Source organism: Pollutimonas nitritireducens, from assembly GCF_002849615.1.
Lineage (GTDB): Bacteria > Pseudomonadota > Gammaproteobacteria > Burkholderiales > Burkholderiaceae_B > Pollutimonas > Pollutimonas nitritireducens.
Genome location: NZ_PDNV01000003.1, coordinates 362919 through 386865 on the forward strand (window position 1 = coordinate 362919; position 23947 = coordinate 386865).

The window sequence follows — 23947 nt, forward strand, 5'->3', positions numbered from 1 at the left end:
TGCCCCATGATTTACCCCAAATATCTTGTTGATCGTAACCAGCCCTGCGAATCGAGATTCGGCATGGTGGCGTTACTGTTACTAAGACCATTACACTCAAACAAAGGTTGCATCGTCATTCTAAAAAACCGATGCTGCGCAAATACTACAATAGCCTCAACATCGAACAGCGAGTCTACAGCCATGCGCACCGACACAATCCCCACCATATCCCGCCACGACTATCAACCTTACCCCTATCGCCTTCCGCATGTCGCCCTCGAATTCGACCTCGATCCGCTGCAGACGCGCGTCAGTTCCCGGCTCGAGTTTGAACGCGTAGGCAACGTGAACGAACCCTTGCTTCTCAATGGGCAAGATCTGGTCCTGGAGTCGGTGATGCTCGACGGACAGACACTCGCGCCCCAGGCATACCGGCTACAGGACGAAACCCTCACCCTGTTCCCGACGAAGGCAAGCTTCACACTCCAGATTACGAGCCTTTGCAAACCGGCAGACAATTCGTCTCTGATGGGTTTGTATGTGTCGGGCGACAAATTGTTCACTCAATGCGAGGCCGAGGGTTTCAGACGTATTACATGGTTTCCGGATCGCCCCGATGTCATGTCGCGCTATCGCGTCACCCTTCGCGCTGACCGTATGCATTACCCCTTATTGCTCTCCAATGGCAATCTGCTGGAATCCGTCGATTTGCCAGACGGCCGACACCAGGCCGTCTGGGAAGATCCTCACCCCAAGCCCAGCTATCTGTTTGCCTTGGTGGCGGGCGATTTCGCCTGCCGCGAGCAAACCGTCAAGACACACGGCAAGCGCGACGCGCTGTTGCAGATTTATAGCGATCGCGGCTCGGAGCCCAAGACACAATGGGCGCTGGACTGCCTGATAAGATCACTCCAATGGGACGAGCAACGGTTCGGGCTGGAGCTCGATCTGGACCGCTTCATGGTAGTTGCTGCAAGAGACTTCAACATGGGGGCGATGGAAAATAAAGGCCTTAACATTTTCAATTCCGCCTACGTGCTGGCCGATAAGGACTCCGCAACCGATGCGGCGTATCGAGCCATCGAAGCCGTAATCGGGCACGAATACTTTCACAACTGGACGGGCAATCGCGTGACCTGCCGCGACTGGTTCCAGTTGTCCCTGAAAGAAGGGCTGACTGTTTTCCGCGACCAGGAGTTCTCGGCCGATATGTTGGCGCACGACTTGTCCGGCGCCGAGGCGGCCAGCGCCCGTGCTGTCAAGCGCATTGATGACGTCAGCACGCTGCGCATCGCACAGTTTCCGGAAGATGCCGGGCCCATGGCCCATCCGATCCGGCCTGAAAGTTATCAGGAAATTGGCAATTTCTACACCGCCACCGTGTACGAGAAAGGCGCCGAAGTCATACGCATGCAACACACAATACTTGGAGAGACGGGATTCCGCGCTGGTATTGACGAATACTTCCGCCGCCATGACGGGGCCGCGGTTACCTGCGATGACTTCGTCAGTGCCATGGAATCAGTATACGTACAGCGGAATCCCGGAAAAAACCTGGACGTCTTCCGTCGTTGGTACAGCCAGGCCGGCACGCCCCGGGTCAAAGTCGACCTGGCTTACGACGCCGAAGCCCATACATGTTCCATCACCTTGGCCCAGCACAATGAAGCCGTTGGCATCGAGCGACTGCAGTCGCCGGTATTGCCCAAACCGCCTTTGCACATTCCCTTCGCCTTGGGCCTTCTGGATCAACAAGGAAAGCCACTGCCACTTGAGCACGATGGAAAAGCCGCCGAAACGGTGTTGCTCGAATTGACCGAAGAACGGCAAACGTGGGTCTTCGAAAACATTGCGCACAAACCGATACCCTCGCTATTGCGCAACTTTTCCGCACCCGTAATCGTCGATATTGAACGACAGGAATCCGAGCTTATACTCCTGGCGCAACACGACACCGATCCTTTCGCCCGCTGGGAAGCCGTGCAGGAATTGGCCACGCGTCAACTGCTTTGTCTGACCCGGTCGATAAGCGATGAACGACAGTCCGACATCGCGTCGGGCCTGACCGAAACGTGGAAACGACTATTGCACGACCCCAACCTGAGCGCGGCTTATAAGACACGGATACTCAGCCAACCGACAGAGAAAGAGCTGCTGGAAAAAACCAGCCCCATGGATCCGGCAGCGGTGGTGAAGGCAGGCAAACACATGCGTGAACAGCTGGGCCGCGCGCTGGCACCCGACTGGTTGGACATCTACCGTGCCACTTCGGGTAACGACGACGCATACCGGCCTGACCCGCTTTCTTCCGGGCGCCGGTCCTTGCACAATCTCTGCCTGCATTACTTGATGGCCGCCGGCCACCCCGATGCACAGCCGCTGGCCGTGGCCCAATACTACGATGCGACCAACATGACCGACCGCATGGGCGGCCTATCGGCATTGGTACACTTTTCCGACTCGCCGCAGCGCCAGGAAGCGCTGAACCACTTCTACGAGCAGTGGCAACAGGACCCCCTGGTGATCGATAAATGGTTCGCTTTGCAGGCATCCGCCCCCGGCGCGACGGTCGAAACCATAAAGTCATTAATGCTGCACCCCGCGTTTTCCTTGCGCAATCCCAACCGGGCGCGCTCCCTGATTTTTCAATTCTGCATGAACAGCCTGCAGGGTGTGCATACGCCCGAAGGATACGCATTCTGGGCCGACCAGGTCATTGCCCTGGATCAGCTCAACCCTGAAATCGCAGCACGCCTGGCACGGGCGTTCGACAACTGGGCCCGCTACACCGCCAGAAACCGGGAAGCCATCCGGGCCGCCTTGCAACGCATCCAGCAACACCCCACACTGTCGCGCAACGTAAGCGAAATAGTTTCCAAAGCATTGAAAATACAGCAGGAGCAAAAATGAAGCGCACAACATTGACCCAGTACTTGGTCGAGCAGCAGAGAAAAGAACAGGCAGTTTCAGCGGAAGTCCGCCTCCTCATAGAGACGGTGTCGCGGGCGTGCAAGGCCATCGGGCATGCGGTCAGCAAAGGCGCACTGGGTGGCGTTCTGGGCAGCCTGGAAAGCGAAAACGTTCAAGGCGAAGTGCAAAAGAAACTGGACGTACTGTCCAACGAAATATTGCTGGAAGCCAATGAGTGGGGCGGTCACCTGGCTGCCATGGCCTCAGAAGAAATGGAAACGATACACAGGATTCCAAATCGCTACCCCAAGGGCGAATATCTGCTTCTGTTCGATCCCTTGGACGGCTCGTCCAATATCGATGTGAACGTATCCATTGGCACTATATTCTCGGTGCTGCACGCCCCGCACCATGCTTCAGGGCGGGACGTGGATGAAGACGACTTCCTGCAGCCCGGTGTACGCCAGGTTGCAGCCGGCTATGCGGTGTACGGGCCGCAAACCATGCTGGTGCTGACGGTGGGTACAGGCGTGATGGGCTTCACGCTGGATCGCGAAATGGGTTCATGGGTACTGACGGACCCCAACATTACCATTCCGGAACAAACCGCCGAGTTCGCCATCAACATGTCGAACATGCGTCATTGGGAAGCACCCGTCAAACGCTATATTGATGATTGTCTGGCCGGCGCGAGCGGACCTCTGGGCAAGGACTACAACATGCGATGGGTCGCGTCCATGGTTGCCGACGTGCACCGCATTCTTACCCGTGGCGGCATTTTCATGTACCCCCGCGACCAACGCCCTTCAGGCAAAAAAGGGAAACTGCGCCTCATGTATGAAGCCAATCCCATGAGCTTCCTTATTGAGCAGGCGGGCGGAGCTGCCCACGATGGCAACCAGCGCATACTGGATGTTCAACCCACCACCTTGCATCAACGCATAGGGGTGATATTGGGGTCGAAGGAAGAAGTGGAACGTGTCAAGCGTTATCACAACGAAGCGCTATAAGCACGCGCGATGCGGGTCCGGAAAACCGGTGCCAGCATCGCAAATGAGCTTGCAAGGATTCGGACGGGCCAAAGCCGTCCGGATCACACTCAATCGAGTGTCAGAATGGTGGCGCCGGTAGTCTTGCGGCCTTGCAAAGCCTGTTGAGCCTGGCCGGCGTCTTCCAGGGGAAATCGCTGGCCAATGATGATGTCGATCTTCTTTTTTGCGACCAGGCCGAAAAGCTCATCCGATGCCGCCTGCATTTTTTCGCGCGTCGGTACGTGGGTAGCCAGGGTTGGACGTGTAACGTACAAAGAACCTTTGCTGGCCAATATGCCCAGGTTCACCCCTTCGACAGACCCGGATGCGTTACCGAAACTGACCATCAGGCCTCGTGGTTCGAGGCAGTCGAGCGAGGTAAGCCATGTGTCCTTGCCGACGCCGTCGTAGACGACGGGCACTTTTTTGCCATTCGTGAGCTCATTGACGCGGTCGACGACATTTTCGCGGGAGTAGTCGATAACTTCCCACGCACCATGGGATTTTGCCAATGCGGCTTTTTCGGGGCTGGATGCCGTGCCGATAAGTTTGACGCCCAGGGCCTTGGCCCATTGGCAAGCGATGAGCCCGACGCCGCCTGCGGCGGCGTGAAATAGTATCGTTTCGCCACCTTGCAGGCGATACGTCTGGCGAAACAGATACTGAACCGTGAGCCCCTTGAGCATCATGGCGGCAGCCTGTTCGAAACTGACGCCCTTGGGAAGCTTGACGACCCGATCGGCGGGAACATTGCGCGCTTCGGCGTAAGCGCCCAGTGGGCTTTGGCCATACGCGACGCGATCACCGACCTTCAGGTGCCTGACATCGGCGCCGACTGCCTCGATCACGCCCGACGCCTCGAAGCCCAGGCCACAGGGCAACGGATGCTTGTACAGCCCGGTGCGGTAGTAGATATCGATGAAGTTCAGGCCAACCGCTTTCTGGCGTATAGTTACTTCATTTTTCTCGGGCGCCGGAACCCCTACCGAAACAAGTTTCAATACTTCCGGGCCACCGTTTTCTTCGATTCGTATAGCTTTGACCTGGTTTTCCAAGACGAACTCCTTAGATAGATGTTTAGGGCGCAATAAGCGCTTAGTTTAATTCCTTATTGCAACCCTGTACCTGAAAAAATGAATCGTCAGCGTGCTCTCTTTGCGATTCATGTCGCCGCCGTATTATTTGGCCTGACCGGCATATTCGGTGAACTCATCCAGGCCGATGCCCTCGTCATTACTGCGGGCCGTGCAAGCTTCGCGGTCCTCGCCCTGCTCGCGTTCATTCGATACCAGGGCGGTTCCCTGATGCAAGGCTTCAGACTCCGGAACATCGGCGTCCTGGCGGCCGCAGGGGCCATGCTGGCCCTGCACTGGGTTACGTTCTTCATCAGCGTAAAGATCGCTGGTGTCGCGGTCGCGACCTTGGGCTTCGCCAGCTTCCCTGCATTCATCACGTTATGCGAATGCGTATTCTTCAAGGAAAAGGTCCGAATGGCGGAATGGTTGATCCTTGGCCTGGTCACGCTCGGCCTGATGCTGGTCACGCCATCCTTCGACTTTCGCGATGAAGCCACCGTGGGACTTGCCTGGGCGATTCTGTCGGGCCTGTCCTTTGCCATCTTCACACTGATCAACCGGCGTGCGGCCGCCCATATCCCCGCGCAACAGGTTGCCTGTTGGGAAAACCTGGTGGTGGCACTGCTGACGCTGCCCTTCTCTTTCCCGGCGATCGCGCAACTGGATGCCATCAACTGGCTGTGGATCGCGTTGTTGGGCGTTTTTTGCACTGCCCTGTCGCATTATTTGCTGGTATCGAGCCTGATGACGCTCAAGGCGCGCAGCGCAGGTATCGTGATTGCGCTGGAACCGCTCTATGCTATTTTCTTTGCCGCGATCCTGTTTGCCCAATATCCGTCGAACCGGGCGTTGTTTGGAGGATCGCTCATGATAGGCGCCATTGTATGGTCGGGACTGCGCAAGACCGGCACCCACGCCGGCAAGTCAGTCCCGTAAGCAAAGACCCGTCGATCAGGACCGGCTGATCACATCCACGATGGCCTGGCCGACATCCCGGGTGCTGGCGCTTCCCTTCATATCGGGCGTACGCGGACCGTTTTCCAGGACAGTCTCGATGGCCTTCACAACTTCCTGCGCCGCCTGGGGATAACCCAAGAAATCCAGCATCATCGCACCGCTCCAGATCTGGCCTATAGGATTGGCAATGCCTTTGCCGTAGATATCCGGCGCCGAACCGTGCACTGGCTCGAACAAAGATGGAAACTTTCGCTCCGGGTTAAGGTTGGCGGAGGGCGCTATACCTATGGTGCCAGTGCAAGCCGGGCCAAGGTCCGAGAGAATGTCTCCGAACAGGTTGGAGGCCACTACCACATCGAAGCGATCCGGATGCTGGACGAAGTGGGCGCATAGGATATCGATGTGATATTTGTCCCAGCGGACGTCGGGATAGTGTTGCGCCATCTCGGCCACGCGATCGTCCCACCAGGGCATGGAAATTGAGATGCCATTGGATTTGGTCGCTGCGGTCAGGTGCTTGCCGCGTTTTTGGGCAAGCTCGAACGCGAACTTGAGGACGCGCTCCGCACCGATACGGGTGAACACGCTTTCTTGAATCACCACCTCGCGTTGAGTGCCTTCAAACAATCGTCCACCGCTGTTGGAGTATTCGCCCTCGGTGTTTTCGCGGACAATGAAAAAATCGATATCTCCGGGCTTGCGGTCGGCCAAGGGCGATTTGACGCCCGGCATCAGACGCACCGGCCTCAAGTTGATGTATTGGTCGAATTCACGTCGGAATTTGAACAATGACTCCCAAAGCGCGACGTGATCAGGCACCAGGTCGGGCCAGCCTATGGCGCCAAAGAAAATGGCTTCATGCTTGCTGAGGCGCTCTTTCCAGTCTTCCGGCATCATGCGGCCGTGCTTGGCGTAATGATCGCAGCTCCAGTCGAGCTGCTCCCATTCGAAGCGGATATCGTGACGAGCTGCCACGGCATCCAGCACGCGCACCCCCTCGGGCATGACTTCTTTGCCGATTCCATCACCCGCGATGACGGCGATACTGTGAACGTTATTGGTCACCTTGATCTCTCTTATCAGTTATGAAAATGGTTATGCAATCCTGCTTGCAACAGAACAATGCGGTACAGCGCGATCTACTTGCGCCCGATCAGCGATCCCAGGACCCCCCGCACCAATCGATTGGCGGCACTCCGCGCAGCACTTTTGAACGCCGACTGGACAATGCCGTCGCGGCGCCCTCCCCGTGGCCCTGTCGAGCCAAAAAGGAAATCGTTGACAGTGCCCATCAGCCCTCCGTCGGCGCCGGGTGCGTTTGCTGGCTCGCCGGTACCCGCGGACACTGCGGCGTCGGCAGGTGGGGACGCGGCACGCTTTCTCAGGATCTCGTACGCCGATTCGCGATCGACGGTTTGCTCATACTTGCCACCAAGCATGGATGCGGCACGCACGGCCTGGCGCTCGGCGTCGGTGGCTGCACCTATCCGGCTTCCCGGAGCAAGCATCCATACCCGTTCAGTGGGCATGGGGCGGCCTTTGGCATCCAGCATCGAAACCAGAGCCTCGCCCACGCCCAGCTCGGTGATTGCCGCCTCGATATCGAGGCCGGGATTAGGGCGCATGGTCTGGGCGGCGGTCTTGACTGCTTTCTGATCACGCGGCGTGAACGCCCGCAACGCATGCTGCACGCGGTTCCCCAATTGGCCAAGAACGGTGTCGGGAATATCCAGCGGATTCTGGGTGACAAAATAAACGCCCACGCCTTTTGATCGCACCAACCGCACGACTTGTTCTATTTTTTCCAGCAAAGCCTTGGGTGCGTCGTTGAACAGCAAATGCGCCTCGTCAAAGAAGAATACAAACTTTGGCTTCTCGGGGTCTCCGACTTCGGGAAGCCCCTCGTACAAATCGGCGAGCATCCAGAGGAGGAATACTGCATACAGACGCGGCGACTGCATGAGTTTGTCGGCCGCCAGGATATTGACAATACCCTGTCCTTTTTCATTGACACGTATCCAGTCGAAAATATTCAACATGGGTTCACCGAAGAAACCATCGGCTCCCTGAGACTCCAGGCGCAGCAGGCTGCGCTGTATGGCCCCGATGGATGCGGACGACACGTTGCCATAGCGGGTTCGCAGTTCCGATGAACGATCGGCAATATGCTCAAGCATGGCACGCAGGTCTTTCAGGTCGAGAATGAGCTGGCCTTCATCGTCGGCGACCTTGAATACCAGGCTGAGCACGCCTTCCTGGGTGTCGTTCAGTTCCAGCATACGCGCCAATAGCAAGGGCCCCATGTCGGAAACTGTGGCGCGTACCGGATGTCCTTGCTCGCCGAAAATATCCCAGAACACGACAGGGCAGCCTCCCCATACGGGCTCGGGCAAGCCGAGCTTTGCCAACCGCTCTTGCAGCTTGGGACTGGATGCGCCTGATTGCGAGATGCCGCTGAGATCGCCCTTGACGTCCGCCACGAACACAGCAGTGCCCATGCGCGAGAACGCCTCGGCCAGCAGCTGTAATGTCACTGTTTTTCCCGTGCCGGTGGCGCCAGTAATGCATCCATGGCGATTGGCAAGTTGCGGCAACAGAAACGTGTCGGCACCGGCATTCTTTGCAATAACAACGGGATCGGCCATTCGTATTCCACCATTTCGGACAAGACTAAAAAGAATGCCAAGTGTAATTCGATGCCACTTCCTGTGCACGCGTTAAAATCCCTTCTTTCTCTTGAATTAAATGACACTTTATGGCCGGTCACAGTAAATGGGCGAACATCCAGCACCGCAAGGGGCGCCAAGATGCCAAGAGAGGCAAACTCTGGACAAAAATCATTCGCGAGATCACGGTCGCTGCGCGCGCCGGTGGCGCCGACCCTGATTCCAATCCGCGCCTGCGGATGGCATGGGACAAAGGCATGGCTGCCAATATGCCGAAAGAGAATATCCAGCGTGCGATCCAGCGCGGCGCCGGCGGCGCCGACGGCGCAAATTACGAAGAAATCCGCTATGAGGGTTATGGTGTGGGCGGAGCCGCGGTCATTATCGACTGCATGACCGATAATCGCACCCGCACGGTCGCCGAAGTGCGTCATGCATTAAGCAAGCATGGCGGCAACCTTGGGCAGGAGGGCTCCGTAGCCTTCATGTTCCAGCATTGCGGCCAATTCCTGTTCGCGCCGGGAACGTCGGAGGAACGCGTCATGGAAGCCGCTTTGGAAGCGGGCGCCGAAGACATTCAGACCGATGACGAAGGCATGATCGAAGTCATTTGTTCGCCTGCCGACTACGCTGCCGTGAAGGCGGCGTTCGAACAGGCATCGCTGGTACCGGAGGTCCAGGGCGTCATCATGAAGGCGCTGAGCGAAACGGAACTCACCGGCGAAGACGCCATGAAAATGCAGAAAATGCTGGATGTGCTCGAAGGGCTGGACGATGTGCAGGATGTCTTTACCACCGCCGTCCTGGATGAAGCCGACTAAGGCATTTGAACGAACCCGCCATTTACTCAATACGTCTTACCATAAACAACTCACACTATGAAACTACTTGTAATCGGTGGCGGTGGTCGCGAACACGCCCTGGCCTGGAAACTGGCCCAATCCTCCCGCGTGGAAACGGTATATGTCGCGCCGGGCAACGGCGGGACTGCGCGGTCGGAACGATTGCAAAACGTACCATTGGTCAATATTGACGAACTCGTTGCTTTCGCCCGAAAGGAACAGATTGCGTTTGCCGTGGTGGGTCCGGAAGCGCCGTTGGCGGCCGGTGTCGTCGACGCGTTTCAGGCAGCCGGTTTGAAAATATTCGGGCCTACCCGGGCAGCGGCACAACTTGAAAGTTCAAAAGATTATGCGAAGGCGTTCATGGTGCGTCACCATATCCCTACCGCGGCCTACCGGACCTTCACCGATCCGGCACGGGCCAAAGCCTATATCGCCGAACAAGGCGCGCCCATCGTCATCAAGGCCGATGGCCTGGCGGCCGGGAAAGGTGTGGTCGTCGCGGCGACCACGGACGAAGCCTTCGACGCCATTGATCAGATGCTGGGCGACGGATCGCTGGGTGCGGCGGGTGCGCGCGTAGTCATCGAAGAGTGTCTGCTCGGTGAAGAAGCCAGCTTCATCGTCATGTGCGATGGACGCAGCGTGCTGGCGCTGGCCACCAGCCAGGATCATAAACGGCTCAACGACAACGATCTGGGTCCCAATACAGGAGGAATGGGCGCTTATTCCCCGGCGCCGGTCATCAGCGCTGCCCTTCATGACCGGATCATGCGCGAGGTCATCGATCCGACGATCGCCGGCATGGCCAAAGACGGAACACCCTATACCGGTTTCCTGTATGCTGGCCTCATGATAGGCGGCGGCCCGGACGCCGCGCGCACACTAAAGGTGCTCGAGTTCAATTGCCGTATGGGCGACCCCGAAACGCAACCCATCGTAATGCGCATAAAAAACGACCTTGCGCAGGTGTTCGCGCTTGCCGTTGACCAGCGCCTGAATGAAGCCAGCATAGATTGGGATCCGCGCACAGCGCTGGGCGTCGTCTTGGCGGCTCACAACTATCCGTCGACACCGCGCAATGGTGACACGATCAGCCGATTACCCCAGGACACCCCCGAATGCATGGTATTTCATGCGGGAACCGTGCTCGATAATGGCACACTCAAGACGTCGGGGGGACGGGTGCTGTGCGTAACCGCGTTGGCCGACTCAGTCAAATCGGCCCAGGCTGCGGCTTATGCTGCAATAGCACAGACCCACTTTGCCGGAATGCAATACCGCAAGGACATCGGATGGCGCGCCATACCGGCCGGAAACAGTTCAACGTAAGGAGCCCGATTTGACCGTTCCGATTTCCGCTGCCCATGACTATTTTCTGGGTCTCCAGGCTCGTATCGTGGCAGCCCTGGAGGCATCCGACGGCAGCAGCTTCAAGGCAGACCAATGGACTCGCCCTGAAGGCGGGGGCGGCTTGTCGCGCTACCTCGAGGGGGGTTCCGTGTTCGAACGCGCAGGTGTGCTGTTCAGTCACGTCCAGGGCAAGACCTTGCCGCCGTCAGCCAGCGCGCACCGCAGTGAACTTGCCGGCCGCGCCTGGGAAGCGATGGGTGTCTCCCTGGTATTGCACCCCCGCAATCCCTATGTTCCGACCGTGCATATGAATGTCCGTCTATTCGTCGCCCGGGCCATGCAGGAAGGACAAGAGGATGTCTTCTGGTTCGGAGGAGGATTAGACTTGACGCCCTACTACCCCTTCGACGAGGACGCCCGCCACTTCCATCGAGTCTGCAGCGATGCGCTGGCACCCTTCGGTGCCGATAAGTATCCGGCGTACAAAACGTGGTGCGATCAATATTTCTATTTGAAGCATCGCGACGAAACCCGCGGTATTGGCGGATTGTTCTTCGATGACCTGAATGAAGGCGGCTTCGATCAATGCTTGGCACTGACGAGCGCGGTGGGAAATTGCTTTCTCGACGCCTACATGCCTATCGTGGAAAAACGAGAATCCACCCCTTATACTGACAGGCAGCGCGAATTCCAAGCCTATCGACGAGGCCGCTACGTCGAGTTCAACCTGGTATTTGACCGCGGCACCCTCTTTGGCCTGCAGTCCGGCGGGCGCACCGAATCCATCCTGCTGTCGATGCCGCCCATGGCGGCATGGCGCTACAGTTGGTCGCCGGAAGAAGGAACGCCCGAAGCGGCCCTTTCCCGTTACCTGAAGCCACGCGAATGGCTTTAAGACGAACGGGCCTGCTCGGCGGAAGCTTCGACCCCGTACACCTTGCGCATATTGCCCTTGCCGAAACCGCCAGAACGACGCTGGACCTGGACGAGGTTCAATTGATACCAGCCGCCGATCCTTGGCAACGCGGTCCGCTTGCGGCGTCTGCGGCGCACCGGCTCGCCATGCTGCATATCGCCGTCACCGGCCGTGCCCATATCCATGTCAATCCACTTGAAATCCAGCGTGGGGGCCCGACCTACACCATAGATACCCTGCGTGAACTTCCCGCCAGCGCTGATTATTTCTGGATACTGGGCGCTGATCAGCTGGAAAACTTCTGTTCATGGCAGCATTGGCAGGAAATTATCAGTTTGGTCACACTGGCGGTCGCTCAACGGCCTGGGGCCCGCCTAACGCCGGCCCAGCCACTCATCGAGCATCTGAAAAAACTCGACCGCCAGTTAATCGAGCTGCCTTTCGAGCCCACGGAGATCTCGGCGACTCTGGTGCGCCAGCGCCTGGCTCGCGGCCAGTCCACTAACGGGCTGCTCGATGTTGCTGTGGCGCAATATATTAAACAAAATGGGCTCTACCAAGCGCCTGTTGCCTAACGTCTCACGGTATAGTTCACCCATGGAAATTCAAAAATTGCAACGCCTTGTCATTGACGCCCTTGAAGACGTCAAAGCGCAGGACATCAAAATCTTCAACACAACCCATATAACCGGACTGTTCGACCGCGTCGTCATCACGACGGGTTCGTCCAATCGCCAGACACGCGCAATCGCCTCAAGTGTCGCCGATAGCGCACGGAGCCACAAGATTCCCATCGTCGCCTACGAAGGCGAAGACACCGGTGAGTGGGTCCTGGTCGACCTGGGTGATATCGTCGTTCACTGCATGACCCCGGCAATTCGCCAATACTACAACCTGGAGGAAATCTGGGGCGGCAGGCCCGTCAATGTAAAACTGCTCCCGCAATCCATGCAGCCCAGCATGCCGGAATCCTTCGACTACGACGACGAGCAATAACAGAGCCGTCGATGAAATTGATCATCGTCGCGGTGGGAATGCGCATGCCAGACTGGGTCGAAACCGCCTGGCGCGATTATTCGCGGCGCATGCCCCCGGACTGTGCTCTTGAACTGAAAGAAATCAAGCCCGAACCTCGGACATCCGGCAAAACTCCCGCCCAGATGATGCAGGCGGAAGCGCGCCGCATTGAAGCCGCCATCCCCGCACAAGCCATGCGTATTGCGCTCGACGAACATGGCAAGGATCTGAACACCATGCAGTTGGCCCGCGAGCTCGAGGGCTGGCGCGGCGGCGGCCAGGATATCGTTTTCCTGATCGGTGGACCGGATGGCCTAGATGCCGCCCTCAAACGCAGCTGCACCAGCCGCCTGCGGCTGTCTTCGCTCACTCTTCCCCACCCCATGGTTCGTGTCGTATTGGCGGAGCAACTCTACCGTGCGTGGGCTATCATGACTGGTCATCCTTATCATCGCGCCTGACAGGCGCCATACCTGGACTCCTTGCTTTCATGACTAGACGCCGCACTAAAATCGTAGCGACCTTGGGGCCAGCCAGCTCCAGTCCGGATAAAATCGAACAGCTCATCCTGGCAGGCATGGACGTGGCCCGCCTGAACTTCTCTCATGGCGAGCCTGACGATCACCGCAATCGGGCCAGGCTCGTGCGCGAGCTGGCTGAAAAACACGGCCGCTATGTGGCCATCATGGGTGACCTGCAAGGGCCAAAGATACGCATCGCCCGGTTCTTGAACGCCAATGTTACGCTCGTGGCCGGCCAGCCTTTTACGCTATCGAATGCGCACCCGTCCGAAGAAGGCAACGAAACCATCGTCGGTATCGATTACCCCAGCCTGGTCCAGGATTGCCATCCAGGCGACGAGCTGCTGCTGGATGACGGACGGGTCGTCCTGATGGTGGAAAAGGTCGATGAGTACTCCGTGCACACGGTGGTGACCGTCGGTGGGCCTCTTTCCAATAACAAAGGCATCAACCGTCGGGGAGGTGGAATTTCAGCTCCCAGCCTTACCGACAAAGATCGCGAAGACATCAAGCTGGCGGCCGAACTTGAAATGGACTACGTCGCCGTGTCCTTTCCGCGTTATGGGCACGATATCGAAGAAGCGCGCGCACTGGTGGAAGCCGCCGGCAGCCAGGCGTGGATCATTGCGAAGATAGAGCGAGCCGAGGCCGTCGCTGATGATCGCGCACTCGATGCCATCATCATGGTCAGCGACGGTGTCATGGTGGCGCGCGGCGATTTGGGCGTCGAAGTGGGCGACGCTCGGCTGGTCGGCATTCAAAAGCGCATCATCCAGCATGCCCGCACCCATAACAAATTGGTCATTACAGCAACGCAGATGATGGAATCGATGATCAACAGTCCTTTGCCAACACGCGCAGAAGTGTCTGACGTGGCCAATGCGGTACTGGATCATACGGACGCCGTAATGCTTTCGGCGGAGAGCGCATCCGGACTGTATCCGGTCGAAGCTGTGACGGCCATGGCCCGGGTCTGCCTGGGCGCGGAACAAGAGCCCACCACGACGCGTTCTCAGCATAGGCTGGGCGAAGCCTTTACACGCTGCGATGAAACCATTGCGCTGGCCACCATGTATGCCGCGAATCATTTTCCAGGCGTGAAGGCCATCATCACCCTCACGGAAAGCGGCCATACGCCGCTGATCATGTCGCGCATACGTTCCGGCGTACCCATCTATTGCTATACGCGCCATCCAGGCACCTTACGTCGCGCAGCCATGTTCCGCGGCGTTTACCCCGTCGCGTTCGACGCAGCACAACTGGATCCGGCCCTGGTGAGCGACGCCGCCATCGAAAAGCTCAAAGAGCAGTCGCTTTTGGAGGAAGGTGACTGGATCATACTGACCAAGGGCGACTTCTACAGCAACAGCGGCGGTACGAACGCAATGAAAATTCTCAAAGTGAGCTGAGTCATTCGCCCGATCACCTTATTCCAGAACTGGAAGCAATGAAAGCATCGCTCATCTATCTTGCGTCGGCGAGCCCGCGTCGGCATGAAATCCTCGTCCAGATCGGAGTCGAACATGAGGTTCTCGATGTGCCCGCTCCGGCGGGTGAGGACGAACCACGCCTGCTGGGTGAAGCACCGGCCGATTATGTGTTGCGCACCGCACGCGAGAAAGCCATACGGGCGAGACAGTGGCTGGTCGAGCACCCATCGCGCGCGGCGTCGGGACTGGATGCCACCCGGGCCATACTGTCCGCCGATACGACGGTCGTACTGGGCGACGATATTCTGGGCAAGCCAACCGGTCGCGACGATGCGCGACGAATGCTGGCCCGCCTCTCTGGAGTTACCCATACCGTCCACACGGCGGTGGTCCTCTCCCGCGGTAGTCAACTGGTGGACGATGTATCGGTGACTCAGGTGCGATTCAAGAGATTGTCGCAGACAGAAATCGAGGCGTATTGCGTAACGGACGAACCCATGGGCAAAGCAGGTGCTTATGGCATACAAGGCAAGGCAGCTGTATTTATTGAACATATCGCAGGTAGCTACACCGGCGTCATGGGCTTGCCTGCATTTGAAACCTGGCGGCTTCTGCAATCCTGCCAGGCAGAGTCTTGATTTCCAACCGGTATCAGATCGCTTATCGGCTAGCCTCGGTATCTACACCATCGACACCGTCAATTCCAGGCTTCCCTCCAGCCGTCCTGCGCGCTGAACGCCACAGCCAGTGAACAACAGGCCAGAACAGCATGACCAGGGCCAGCGTGGTGATTGTACCGACCAGCGAATTCGACCAGAATACGTGCAGACCTGTATTGGGCCCCAGCATGGACTGCCGGAAAGCATCTTCCATACGATCGCCGAGGACCAACGCCAGAATCATGGGCGCCAATGGATAAGACAGTTTTTTCAGCACATAACCCACCGCCCCGAAAAGCAACATAAACCACACATCCAGCATGGCGTTATGCACGGAATAGGCGCCAATAGCGCAAACCACAATAATAATCGGCGCGACGATGGCAAAGGGAATACGCAGAATCGCGGCAAACAAAGGCACTGTACTCAATACAAGTATCAAGCCTACGAAATTGCCCAAGTACATACTGGCAATCAGGCCCCACACAAACTCTTTCTGTTCGACAAACAGCAATGGCCCCGGCTGGAGCCCCCAAATCATCAGCCCACCCAGCAGCACCGCCGCCGTCGCCGACCCTGGAATGCCTAGCGCCAACATGGGCAACAACGCAGAAGTTCCCGAGGCATGGGCCGCCGTTTCCGGCGCGATAACGCCTTCTAGCTCCCCCGTGCCGAACTTATGCCCATTGCGTGAGAATCGTTGCGCCAACCCATACCCCATGAACGATGCAGCAGTCGCCCCGCCCGGCGTAATCCCCATCCAGCATCCGACAACCGTGCTGCGGATCAAGGTCACCCAATACTTGGGCATTTCTTTCCAGGTTTGCAGCACCACTTTGAGATTGATCTTTCCGTTCTTGCCTTCGAACGCCAGCCCTTCCTCCATGCTGACGAGGATTTCGCCTATCCCAAACAACCCAATAACGACGACAAGGAAATCCACACCGCGCAATAGCTCGGACCAACCGAATGTCATCCGCAGTCCACCACTGACGGTATCCATTCCTATCGCAGCCAAACCAAAGCCCAGCATCATGGATATGACGGTCTTAAAGGGAGTTTTCTTGTCAGTCCCGACGAAGCTGCAAAAGGTCAGCAGGAATACCGCGAAGAATTCGGGCGGACCGAACCTGAGCGCGAACTTGGACACCAGCGGAGCCAAGAAGGTAATAAGCAACACACCGGACAAGGCGCCAAAAAACGATCCTGTAAAGGACGCAGTCAGCGCATTGCCGGCTTTGCCTTGCTGAGCCAGTGGATAACCATCGAACGTTGTCGCCACTGATGATGTCTCGCCCGGTATATTGAATAAGATGGACGTAATTGCACCGGCAAACAGCGACCCCCAATATATGCATGACAGCATGATGATGGCGGAGGTCGGCGGCATGGTGAATGTAAGCGGCAGCAGGATCGCAACGCCGTTCGGCCCACCAAGCCCGGGCAGAACACCTATTATCACTCCCAACACCAAGCCTATCAGCATCATGCCGATGTTGTACCAGCTTAATACGGTGGCAAATCCATGAAATAACGCATTGACTTCATCCACGTGACGATTCTCCTGCCGTTGGTTTCAATAACCGATTAAGGCCTCGAATGGACCTTTGGGTAGCGGCACCATGAACTGGATTTCAAACATCCAGAACAACAGCAGGTTTACGCCCACACTAATCAACACCGTCTTGAACCAGCTGATCTTGCCCAGTACACGCATGAAAGCTGCAATAAATAATACCGAGGCAAGGTAAATGCCGACAAACTGTATTGCGAGCACATAAAGCGCCGTCGGCACCAAAACCATCAGCACCAATCTGAATCTTGTCCAACTGACAAAAACCGTACGATTACGCTGCTTGCCGAATAAGGATTTCAACAGCACGGCCACACCGGCTATGCACAAGATAAGGCCGATATGATATGGGAAGTAACCTGATTCCGGCCCATCCGCGCCCCAATTCGAACCGATACGATGATTGTCCACCATCATGACTACGCCTATCGCAAAGATCACGACCGCTGTCATTGCATCGACGGCGCTATAAGACAACCCGCCGCCCGACGGGTTGCTGCCTGTGTGCTCATGCTTCATACGGGCCTCCTGCCTATTTCTTGCTGGCCAGTCCGGCTTCCTGCATCAAGGCCTTGTGCTTGGCTTCATCCTTTTTCAAGAACTCCACATAATCGTTGCCGGCCAGGTACTGGCCGTTCAACGCCTGTTTGGCCAGATAATCTTTCCACTCTTGCGTATCGGTCACTTTCTTGAGCAAATCAGCGTAATACGCAACCTGCTCGGGCGTCGTACCGCCAGGCAGGAAAAAGCCGCGCAGCATCTGATACTGAACGTCATAGCCAGCTTCCTTGCATGTGGGAATATCATTCCAGGAAAGGTCCTTGGTGACTTTATCTTTATAAGCCATGCGTTCATCGGAAAACACGCATAAAGCGCTTATCTGGCCAGCTCGCCATTGAGCAATATTCTCGCTGGGATTGTTGACGTTGGAATTGGTATGCTTGCCTACCAGCTGGGTGGCGGCCTCCCCGCCACTTTTATAGGGTACATAGGTGAATTTGACACCTGCCGCTTTTTCCAGCGCGACGGTAATAATCTGGTCTTCACGCTTGGCGCCCGTTCCACCCATTTTGAACGATCCTGGAGGCGCGGCTTTCACGGCGCTCAAGTAATCTGCCGCGGTCTTGTAGCCATCCCCGGCATTGGTCCAGAGCAGGAACTCGTCTTGCGCAATCATGGCAACCGGATTCAGATCCGTCCAGTTGAATGGCAGGTCGACCGCAATAGGCAACGTGTAGATAGCCGAGAAGGCAACCATGAGTTTATGCGGATCCCCCTTCGAGGCTTTGGTATCCATGATGCCCTCGGCCCCGCTGGCTCCTCCCTTGTTCATAACCAGGGTGGACTGCTTCATCAGCTTATGCTTGAGGATGATGCTTTGGATCGTCCTGGCCATTTGATCGGAAGCCCCGCCCGCACCGGCAGGAACAATAACTTCGACCGACCTGGTGGGTTCCCAGGCGGCATGGGCAGATGCCATGCCGAGGCTGGCCAGCATGGCCAATGGCGACAGCATATAGGTTTTATTTGCTAGCCTGCGAGTCAGATGCTTCATGTGGTGTCTCCTCCGGTTGGTGCTACGAAAACGGTCTACGCAGCTCGCGTCAAGGCCGCCATACTTGATTCGCTCAGGTAATCCATTGCAGCTTGTACTCCGCCTTTTTTATGCGGTATTCCTGATATTTCCAGACCCATTTCCACGCCTGCCAGCGTGCCACACAAGGTCAGTTCGTTCAGATCGCCAAGATGGCCGATCCGAAATACTTTATCGGACAGTTTGCTCAACCCCTGGCCCAGCGACATATTGAAATGGTGAAGGACGGTCTTTCGGAATGCATCGGCACTATGACCATCGGGTACGACCACGGCTGTCAGGGCTGAACTATATTCGTCTGGGTTCAGGCACAGAATCTCCAGTCCCCATGCTCGCACCGCCCGCCGCGTTGCTTCGCCAAAACGATAGTGCCGGACGAAAACCTTATCCAGCCCTTCGGCAAATAACATTTCCAGTGCTTCATGTAGTCCGTACAACAAATTGGTGGCCGGCGTATAGGGAAAATAGCCCGAGGGGTTGATGGCGAGCATCTCTTTCCAATCCCAATACGAACGCTGCAACGCCGCAGTTTCAGACGCTGCCAATGCCTTGGCGCTTATTGCATTGAACGCCAGACCAGGAGGCAGCATCAGTCCCTTTTGTGACCCGGCAACCGTCACATCGACGCCCCACTCATCATGGCGGTAATCCATTGAGCCCAGAGACGAAATGGTGTCGACCATCAACAAGGCCGGGTGCCCGCTGCTGTCGATAGCCTTACGCAACGCAGCAATATTGCTGGTAACGCCTGTTGCGGTCTCGTTATGCACAGCACAAACCGCCTTGATCTGGTGGTCTTTATCCGCTTTCAGACGCGCGCCGATTTGCGCAGAGTCGATGCCGTGACGCCAATCACCCGCCAAAAATTCGACCTTCAATCCGAGCTTGCTCGCCATCCTCTTCCAAAGCGTTGCAAAATGACCTGTTTCCACCATGAGCACGAGGTCATCGGGCGAAAGCGTATTGACTAGCGCCGCTTCCCAGGCTCCTGTACCTGAGGCCGGGTAAATAACCACATCCGCCTTTGTCTTGAACACTTTCTTCATGCCAGCCAGAACGGCTTTACCCAGCACTCCGAACTCCGGACCTCGATGGTCGATGGTGACGTTATCAATGGCACGCAGCACACGGTCAGGCACATTGGTGGGCCCCGGAATCTGCAAAAAATGGCGCCCGGAGGAATGGGAATGCAACGGAATCATAATTGGGCCTCGCGCTTTACTTGGTATACAAGATACAAATTCCAGTAAATAATAGACAGGAAGCAAGCCGCATGCAAGAACTATCTATGCTGCATCACACTATAAATGTGTCGGGAAAGTGGCTTACAATCGACAGAATGGCGAAAAATCACCTGCATCTCCGTATGGATCCCTCATCCAACATACAAAACAACCCTCACATTTTGTATACCAAATGAAAATCGAACAACCAGGCAGCACAATTGAAGGTCCACCATCACCCGCCGTCGAAACCGCTACTACGCTGGCGGTTGATCGGCGTACCCTGCCAACGGCGGTCGCCGAACGTCTGCGTGAAATGATTATCGAAGGTCAGCTTCCAGCTGGTACACGGTTGAACGAACGCGCCTTGTGTGACCAACTGCAAGTCTCGCGCACGCCGCTACGGGAAGCATTCCGCCTGCTTGCCGCCGACGGGCTGGTTCAGATACAGCCTAACAAGGGCGCCCAAGTCATAGCCTTGTCCGAAAGAGACATCCGTGAAAGCTTCGAAGTAATGGGCGCTCTCGAAGCGCTTTCCGGCGACCTCGCCTGCATGCACATCACCGACCAGGAAATTGCCGAAATCAAGGCGCTTACCTTTGAAATGCAGGCCTGCCATGCGCGCCGCGATCTTCCGGCGTATTACCACGTCAATCGCGAAATCCACGACCGCATCAATGCCGCGGGAAAAAATCAATTGCTGTCGCAGGTTTACACAACCATCAACCTTAGGCTGCAGAACCTGCGCTTTCGCTCCAACCTGAACCACGACAAATGGGACAAGGCCATGCTCGAACATGTCGACATGGTCAATGCCCTCGCCGCGCGCGATGGCGCCCGCTTAGCGTCCATCATGCGCCTGCACCTCCAGCGCAAAGGCGAAGCTGTACTCGAAAGCCTGAAACCCGCATCGTCCAACTCCCCCTGACCCGGCTTGAGCGAATCAAGCAAGACTTGAAACAGGAATCCGATGAACGTCCCCTTAACTCGGCAGCCCCACCTGCATTCGGCCGCAGATATGAAAGAACTGGCGGCTCGCCTGCAGCTTGAAGTCGAAGGCGAGGTCTTGTTCGATAAAGTATCACGAGGGCGCTATGCGACCGATGCATCTATTTATCAAATTGAACCGGTAGGCGTACTGATACCCAAAAGCATCGATGATGTACGAGCGGCGCTAAGCCTGTGCCGACAGCTGGGTATCCCGGTTTTGGCTCGCGGCGGGGGCACCTCGCAATGCGGTCAAACCGTTGGCGCGGCCCTCGTCATCGACAATAGCAAGTACCTGAACCATATCGGCGATCTCGACCTTGACGCCATGACCGTAACGGTTGAACCAGGCACTGTGCTTGATCACCTGAATACCTGGCTCAAACCTCACGGAGTATGGTTTCCCGTCGACGTCAGTACAGCCGCCCAATGCACTCTGGGCGGAATGACAGGCAACAATTCCTGTGGATCGCGCTCGATCGCCTATGGCAACATGGTGCATAACGTCCATAGTATCGACGCCCTGTTGTCCGATGGCACCGAAGCGATTTTTGGCGACAAAACGCAAATGCGCAATCCTTCGCCACGCATCACCGAACTCGTGTCTCGCCTGTATGCAATAGCCGAACGCGAGCGCGAACAAATTGAAATCCGGGTACCGTCAGTCATGCGCAGAGTCGGCGGCTATAACCTGGATATCTTCCATCCGCAGAGTCCAAGGCCATATACCAGCGATGGCGGAGTCAACCTGGCGCATATGCTGGTAGGCAGCGAGGGCACACTTGCGTATTCAAAAAAAATCACCTTGAAACTGGCACCCTTGCCGGCAAACAAAACGCTGGGCGTTGTCAACTTTCCCACCTTTTACCAGGCCATGGACCTGACACGCCATATCGTCAAGCTGGACCCCTGTGCGGTAGAACTGGTGGACCGCACGATGATAGAGCTGGCTCGAAGCAACCCGGCGTTCAAGCCGGTTATCGATCAGGCCTTGATCGGTGCTCCCGAAGCCATATTGCTGGTCGAGTTTGCCGGCGAATCGAAAGCAGAGCAACTCCGCAAGCTCGCAGAACTGGTTGAGCTGATGGGAGATCTGGGCTTGGCCGGATCCGTGGTCGAAATGAGCGATGTCGCGTCACAGAAAGCGCTATGGGAAGTGCGCAAGGCCGGTCTGAACATCATGATGAGCATGCGCGGCGATGGCAAACCGGTTTCTTTCATTGAAGACTGCGCCGTCCCGCTGGAACATCTGGCCGAGTACACCAGCAAACTGACTGAAGTGTTCCAACGGCACGGCACGCGGGGCACTTGGTATGCGCATGCATCTGTAGGCACGCTGCATGTACGTCCTATTCTGGATATGCGAGCCGGCGGGGCTGAAAAGATGCGTGCAATAGCCCAAGAGGCGTCCGAAATGGTACGCCAGTACAAAGGGGCGTTCTCCGGCGAGCACGGAGACGGCCTGGTGCGTAGCGAATGGGTATCATGGCAATTCGGGCCTCGATTGACAAAGGCGTTTGAAGAGATCAAAGATATCTTCGATCCCGATGGCCTGATGAACCCCGGCAAGATCGTCCGTTGCGGCAGAATGGACGATAAATCCCTGTTCCGTTACGCACCAGGCTATAAAACCATCTCCTTCAAGCCGGCTCTGGACTGGTCCGTGTGGAATGTCAGCAATGACCCGTCCACCGGCACCACTACGCCGCCAGGAACAGGAGGCGACCCCACCCACGGCTTTGCCAAGGCTGTGGACATGTGCAACAACAACGGCCACTGCCGCAAGTTCGATGCCGGCACGATGTGTCCCAGCTATCGCATTACGCGGGATGAGCAGCACTTGACGCGCGGTCGCGCCAATACGCTGCGGCTGGCGCTATCGGGGCAACTTGGCCCCGATGCTTTCACATCGGATGAAATGCGGGCAACACTGGATTTATGCGTAAGCTGCAAAGGCTGTAAACGAGACTGTCCGACAGGCGTCGATATGGCCAAAATGAAGGTTGAGTTTTTGTATCAATGGCAAGGAAAGTATGGACTAAAACTTAAAGACAAACTGATTGCGACATTGCCACGCTGGGCACCCTGGGCTGCCCGCTTTCCCTTCCTGTTCAATCTGCGCGATACACTCCCGGGCGCTGCGGCGCTATCGGAACGATATCTGGGCTTTTCCGCAAAACGCTCATTGCCAACGTGGCGTGACGACACGTTCTTGAAGCAAGCTTCGGCGACAGATGCCCAAACCGCCAACGTCGTTCTGTTTGTTGATACGTTCAATAATTATTTTGAGTCTGAAAATGCAATTGCCGCCTACAAAGTCTTGCAGGCTGCTGGCTACCGGGTGCATATTGCAGGGCCGTCTTCCACCGATGCAAATCCAAAAAGGCCGCTATGTTGCGGCCGCACTTACTTATCGGCCGGCATGGTTGACCAGGCGAAACAGGAAGCGCGCCGGGTTGTGGAAGCCCTGCAGCCTTTCGTAAGCCACGGGATTCCCGTTGTCGGCCTAGAGCCATCCTGCCTGTTGACCCTCCGCGACGAGTTCCTGGTAATGGGCTTGGGCGACGATGCGCAATTAGTGGCAAGAAATGCATTTCTATTCGAGGAATTTCTGGCTCACGAACATGAAGCGGGACGCCTGAATTTGAAGCTGGGTCCACTGCCAGAAAAGCGCGCCTTGCTGCACGGCCACTGTCATCAGAAAGCGTTCGATGCCGTCAAGCCCATACAGCAAGTACTGGCGTTGATCCCGGATCTGACAACAGAACTGATCGAATCCAGCTGCTGCGGCATGGCCGGGAGTTTTGGCTATGAAGCAAATCACTACGAGGCATCGATGCAAATGGCCGAACTCTCGTTGCTTCCGGCTATTCGTAAGGCGGAACCCGACACATTACTGATTGCAGATGGAACCAGCTGCCGGCACCAGATATCACATGGCATTGGGCACGGCGAATCGAACAGCCATGCCGTACACGTGGCCTGTGTTCTGGCACGTGCTCTGGTGTGATAGCCAGCCTGGTACCGAGCCTGTCTGGATGTTGCGACCTTGCAAGACCGCATCCGGCTTGATCTGTCCGTTTCGCGCGCCCAAACAAAAACCCCCGCACGTTGAGACGGGCGGGGGTTTTCTTACTGCATAAGAGCTTGACGATGACCTACTTTCACAGACGTACGTCCACTATCATCGGCGCAAAGGCGTTTCACGTT

20 protein-coding genes are annotated in these 23947 nt (G+C 56.7%); 13 read left to right on the forward strand and 7 right to left on the reverse strand.

The window, feature by feature from the left end; translation table 11 throughout:
• The first annotated feature begins 183 nt into the window (after positions 1–183).
• Positions 184–2892 (forward strand): aminopeptidase N, encoded by a 2709-nt coding sequence (pepN, locus tag CR155_RS06220; RefSeq protein ID WP_102069117.1) that lies wholly within the window; start codon positions 184–186, stop codon positions 2890–2892.
• Positions 2889–3902: a class 1 fructose-bisphosphatase gene (locus CR155_RS06225; RefSeq protein ID WP_102069118.1), complete on the forward strand. Its 1014-nt coding sequence runs from the start codon at positions 2889–2891 to the stop codon at positions 3900–3902. The genes pepN and CR155_RS06225 overlap by 4 nt, the downstream gene beginning before the upstream one ends.
• An 89-nt stretch (positions 3903–3991) precedes the next feature.
• On the opposite strand, the gene CR155_RS06230 is transcribed toward CR155_RS06225, so the two are convergent.
• Positions 3992–4978, reverse strand: a complete 987-nt coding sequence (locus tag CR155_RS06230; protein WP_199171690.1) for a quinone oxidoreductase family protein — start codon at positions 4976–4978, stop codon at positions 3992–3994.
• A 78-nt stretch (positions 4979–5056) separates the two neighbouring features.
• Here CR155_RS06230 and CR155_RS06235 point away from each other — a divergent pair, with 78 nt between their 5' ends.
• Complete coding sequence (locus CR155_RS06235) at positions 5057–5935, forward strand: DMT family transporter (protein ID WP_102069120.1); 879 nt, start codon at positions 5057–5059, stop codon at positions 5933–5935.
• 15 nt (positions 5936–5950) lie between these two features.
• Here CR155_RS06235 and CR155_RS06240 read toward each other — a convergent pair whose 3' ends face one another.
• Positions 5951–7021, reverse strand: coding sequence for a tartrate dehydrogenase (locus CR155_RS06240; protein WP_255399178.1), 1071 nt, complete (start codon positions 7019–7021; stop codon positions 5951–5953).
• A 74-nt stretch (positions 7022–7095) separates the two neighbouring features.
• A complete protein-coding gene (locus tag CR155_RS06245) occupies positions 7096–8601 on the reverse strand; it encodes a helicase HerA-like C-terminal domain-containing protein (protein ID WP_102069121.1) in 1506 nt (501 codons plus the stop codon).
• 110 nt (positions 8602–8711) lie between these two features.
• Between CR155_RS06245 and CR155_RS06250 the strand changes: the two genes are divergently transcribed.
• Genes CR155_RS06250 through CR155_RS06285 form a run of 8 tightly spaced genes read left to right on the forward strand, consistent with a single transcriptional unit; the run spans position 8712 to position 15339 of the window.
• On the forward strand, positions 8712–9443 hold the full coding sequence (locus CR155_RS06250) for a YebC/PmpR family DNA-binding transcriptional regulator (protein WP_102069122.1): 732 nt from the start codon (positions 8712–8714) through the stop codon (positions 9441–9443).
• 57 nt (positions 9444–9500) lie between these two features.
• Positions 9501–10796, forward strand: a complete 1296-nt coding sequence (gene purD, locus CR155_RS06255) for a phosphoribosylamine--glycine ligase (protein ID WP_102069123.1) — start codon at positions 9501–9503, stop codon at positions 10794–10796.
• Positions 10797–10806: 10 nt separating this feature from the next.
• The gene (gene hemF, locus CR155_RS06260; RefSeq protein ID WP_102069124.1) at positions 10807–11712 is read left to right on the forward strand and encodes an oxygen-dependent coproporphyrinogen oxidase; all 906 of its coding nucleotides are present in this window, start codon (positions 10807–10809) and stop codon (positions 11710–11712) included.
• Positions 11703–12308: a nicotinate (nicotinamide) nucleotide adenylyltransferase gene (nadD, locus tag CR155_RS06265; protein WP_102069125.1), complete on the forward strand. Its 606-nt coding sequence runs from the start codon at positions 11703–11705 to the stop codon at positions 12306–12308. The genes hemF and nadD overlap by 10 nt, the downstream gene beginning before the upstream one ends.
• Positions 12309–12330: 22 nt before the next feature.
• The gene (gene rsfS, locus CR155_RS06270; protein ID WP_102069126.1) at positions 12331–12729 is read left to right on the forward strand and encodes a ribosome silencing factor; all 399 of its coding nucleotides are present in this window, start codon (positions 12331–12333) and stop codon (positions 12727–12729) included.
• 11 nt (positions 12730–12740) lie between these two features.
• On the forward strand, positions 12741–13211 hold the full coding sequence (gene rlmH, locus CR155_RS06275) for a 23S rRNA (pseudouridine(1915)-N(3))-methyltransferase RlmH (protein ID WP_102069127.1): 471 nt from the start codon (positions 12741–12743) through the stop codon (positions 13209–13211).
• Positions 13212–13240: 29 nt separating this feature from the next.
• Positions 13241–14680 (forward strand): pyruvate kinase, encoded by a 1440-nt coding sequence (pyk, locus tag CR155_RS06280; RefSeq protein WP_102069128.1) that lies wholly within the window; start codon positions 13241–13243, stop codon positions 14678–14680.
• Between the two features lie 38 nt (positions 14681–14718).
• A complete protein-coding gene (locus CR155_RS06285) occupies positions 14719–15339 on the forward strand; it encodes a Maf family protein (protein ID WP_102069129.1) in 621 nt (206 codons plus the stop codon).
• A gap of 22 nt (positions 15340–15361) precedes the next feature.
• On the opposite strand, the gene CR155_RS06290 is transcribed toward CR155_RS06285, so the two are convergent.
• From CR155_RS06290 to CR155_RS06305, 4 genes are read right to left on the reverse strand one after another with little or no spacing between them, the layout of a single operon-like run.
• A complete protein-coding gene (locus tag CR155_RS06290; RefSeq protein WP_102069130.1) occupies positions 15362–16912 on the reverse strand; it encodes a tripartite tricarboxylate transporter permease in 1551 nt (516 codons plus the stop codon).
• A 24-nt stretch (positions 16913–16936) separates the two neighbouring features.
• On the reverse strand, positions 16937–17452 hold the full coding sequence (locus CR155_RS06295; protein WP_102069131.1) for a tripartite tricarboxylate transporter TctB family protein: 516 nt from the start codon (positions 17450–17452) through the stop codon (positions 16937–16939).
• Between the two features lie 13 nt (positions 17453–17465).
• Positions 17466–18488, reverse strand: a complete 1023-nt coding sequence (locus tag CR155_RS06300; protein WP_102069132.1) for a Bug family tripartite tricarboxylate transporter substrate binding protein — start codon at positions 18486–18488, stop codon at positions 17466–17468.
• A 35-nt stretch (positions 18489–18523) separates the two neighbouring features.
• Positions 18524–19729, reverse strand: coding sequence for a pyridoxal-phosphate-dependent aminotransferase family protein (locus tag CR155_RS06305; protein WP_102069133.1), 1206 nt, complete (start codon positions 19727–19729; stop codon positions 18524–18526).
• Positions 19730–19943: 214 nt separating this feature from the next.
• Between CR155_RS06305 and CR155_RS06315 the strand changes: the two genes are divergently transcribed.
• On the forward strand, positions 19944–20678 hold the full coding sequence (locus CR155_RS06315) for a GntR family transcriptional regulator (RefSeq protein WP_102069135.1): 735 nt from the start codon (positions 19944–19946) through the stop codon (positions 20676–20678).
• A 42-nt stretch (positions 20679–20720) separates the two neighbouring features.
• Complete coding sequence (locus tag CR155_RS06320) at positions 20721–23747, forward strand: FAD-binding and (Fe-S)-binding domain-containing protein (protein WP_102069136.1); 3027 nt, start codon at positions 20721–20723, stop codon at positions 23745–23747.
• Positions 23748–23947: the final 200 nt, after the last annotated feature.

What these genes read in the sequence shown, in the direction of transcription:
- nadD (WP_102069125.1), top strand. Translation starts at nt 11,703, where the DNA reads ATGGCTTTAAGACGAACGGGCCTGCTCGGCGGAAGCTTCGACCCCGTA.
- CR155_RS06295 (WP_102069131.1), bottom strand. Translation starts at nt 17,452, where the DNA reads ATGAAGCATGAGCACACAGGCAGCAACCCGTCGGGCGGCGGGTTGTCT.
- CR155_RS06315 (WP_102069135.1), top strand. Translation starts at nt 19,944, where the DNA reads ATGAAAATCGAACAACCAGGCAGCACAATTGAAGGTCCACCATCACCC.
- purD (WP_102069123.1), top strand. Translation starts at nt 9,501, where the DNA reads ATGAAACTACTTGTAATCGGTGGCGGTGGTCGCGAACACGCCCTGGCC.
- rlmH (WP_102069127.1), top strand. Translation starts at nt 12,741, where the DNA reads ATGAAATTGATCATCGTCGCGGTGGGAATGCGCATGCCAGACTGGGTC.
- pyk (WP_102069128.1), top strand. Translation starts at nt 13,241, where the DNA reads ATGACTAGACGCCGCACTAAAATCGTAGCGACCTTGGGGCCAGCCAGC.
- CR155_RS06305 (WP_102069133.1), bottom strand. Translation starts at nt 19,729, where the DNA reads ATGATTCCGTTGCATTCCCATTCCTCCGGGCGCCATTTTTTGCAGATT.
- CR155_RS06235 (WP_102069120.1), top strand. Translation starts at nt 5,057, where the DNA reads ATGAATCGTCAGCGTGCTCTCTTTGCGATTCATGTCGCCGCCGTATTA.
- CR155_RS06250 (WP_102069122.1), top strand. Translation starts at nt 8,712, where the DNA reads ATGGCCGGTCACAGTAAATGGGCGAACATCCAGCACCGCAAGGGGCGC.
- pepN (WP_102069117.1), top strand. Translation starts at nt 184, where the DNA reads ATGCGCACCGACACAATCCCCACCATATCCCGCCACGACTATCAACCT.
- CR155_RS06285 (WP_102069129.1), top strand. Translation starts at nt 14,719, where the DNA reads ATGAAAGCATCGCTCATCTATCTTGCGTCGGCGAGCCCGCGTCGGCAT.
- CR155_RS06225 (WP_102069118.1), top strand. Translation starts at nt 2,889, where the DNA reads ATGAAGCGCACAACATTGACCCAGTACTTGGTCGAGCAGCAGAGAAAA.
- CR155_RS06245 (WP_102069121.1), bottom strand. Translation starts at nt 8,601, where the DNA reads ATGGCCGATCCCGTTGTTATTGCAAAGAATGCCGGTGCCGACACGTTT.
- CR155_RS06320 (WP_102069136.1), top strand. Translation starts at nt 20,721, where the DNA reads ATGAACGTCCCCTTAACTCGGCAGCCCCACCTGCATTCGGCCGCAGAT.
- rsfS (WP_102069126.1), top strand. Translation starts at nt 12,331, where the DNA reads ATGGAAATTCAAAAATTGCAACGCCTTGTCATTGACGCCCTTGAAGAC.
- CR155_RS06300 (WP_102069132.1), bottom strand. Translation starts at nt 18,488, where the DNA reads ATGAAGCATCTGACTCGCAGGCTAGCAAATAAAACCTATATGCTGTCG.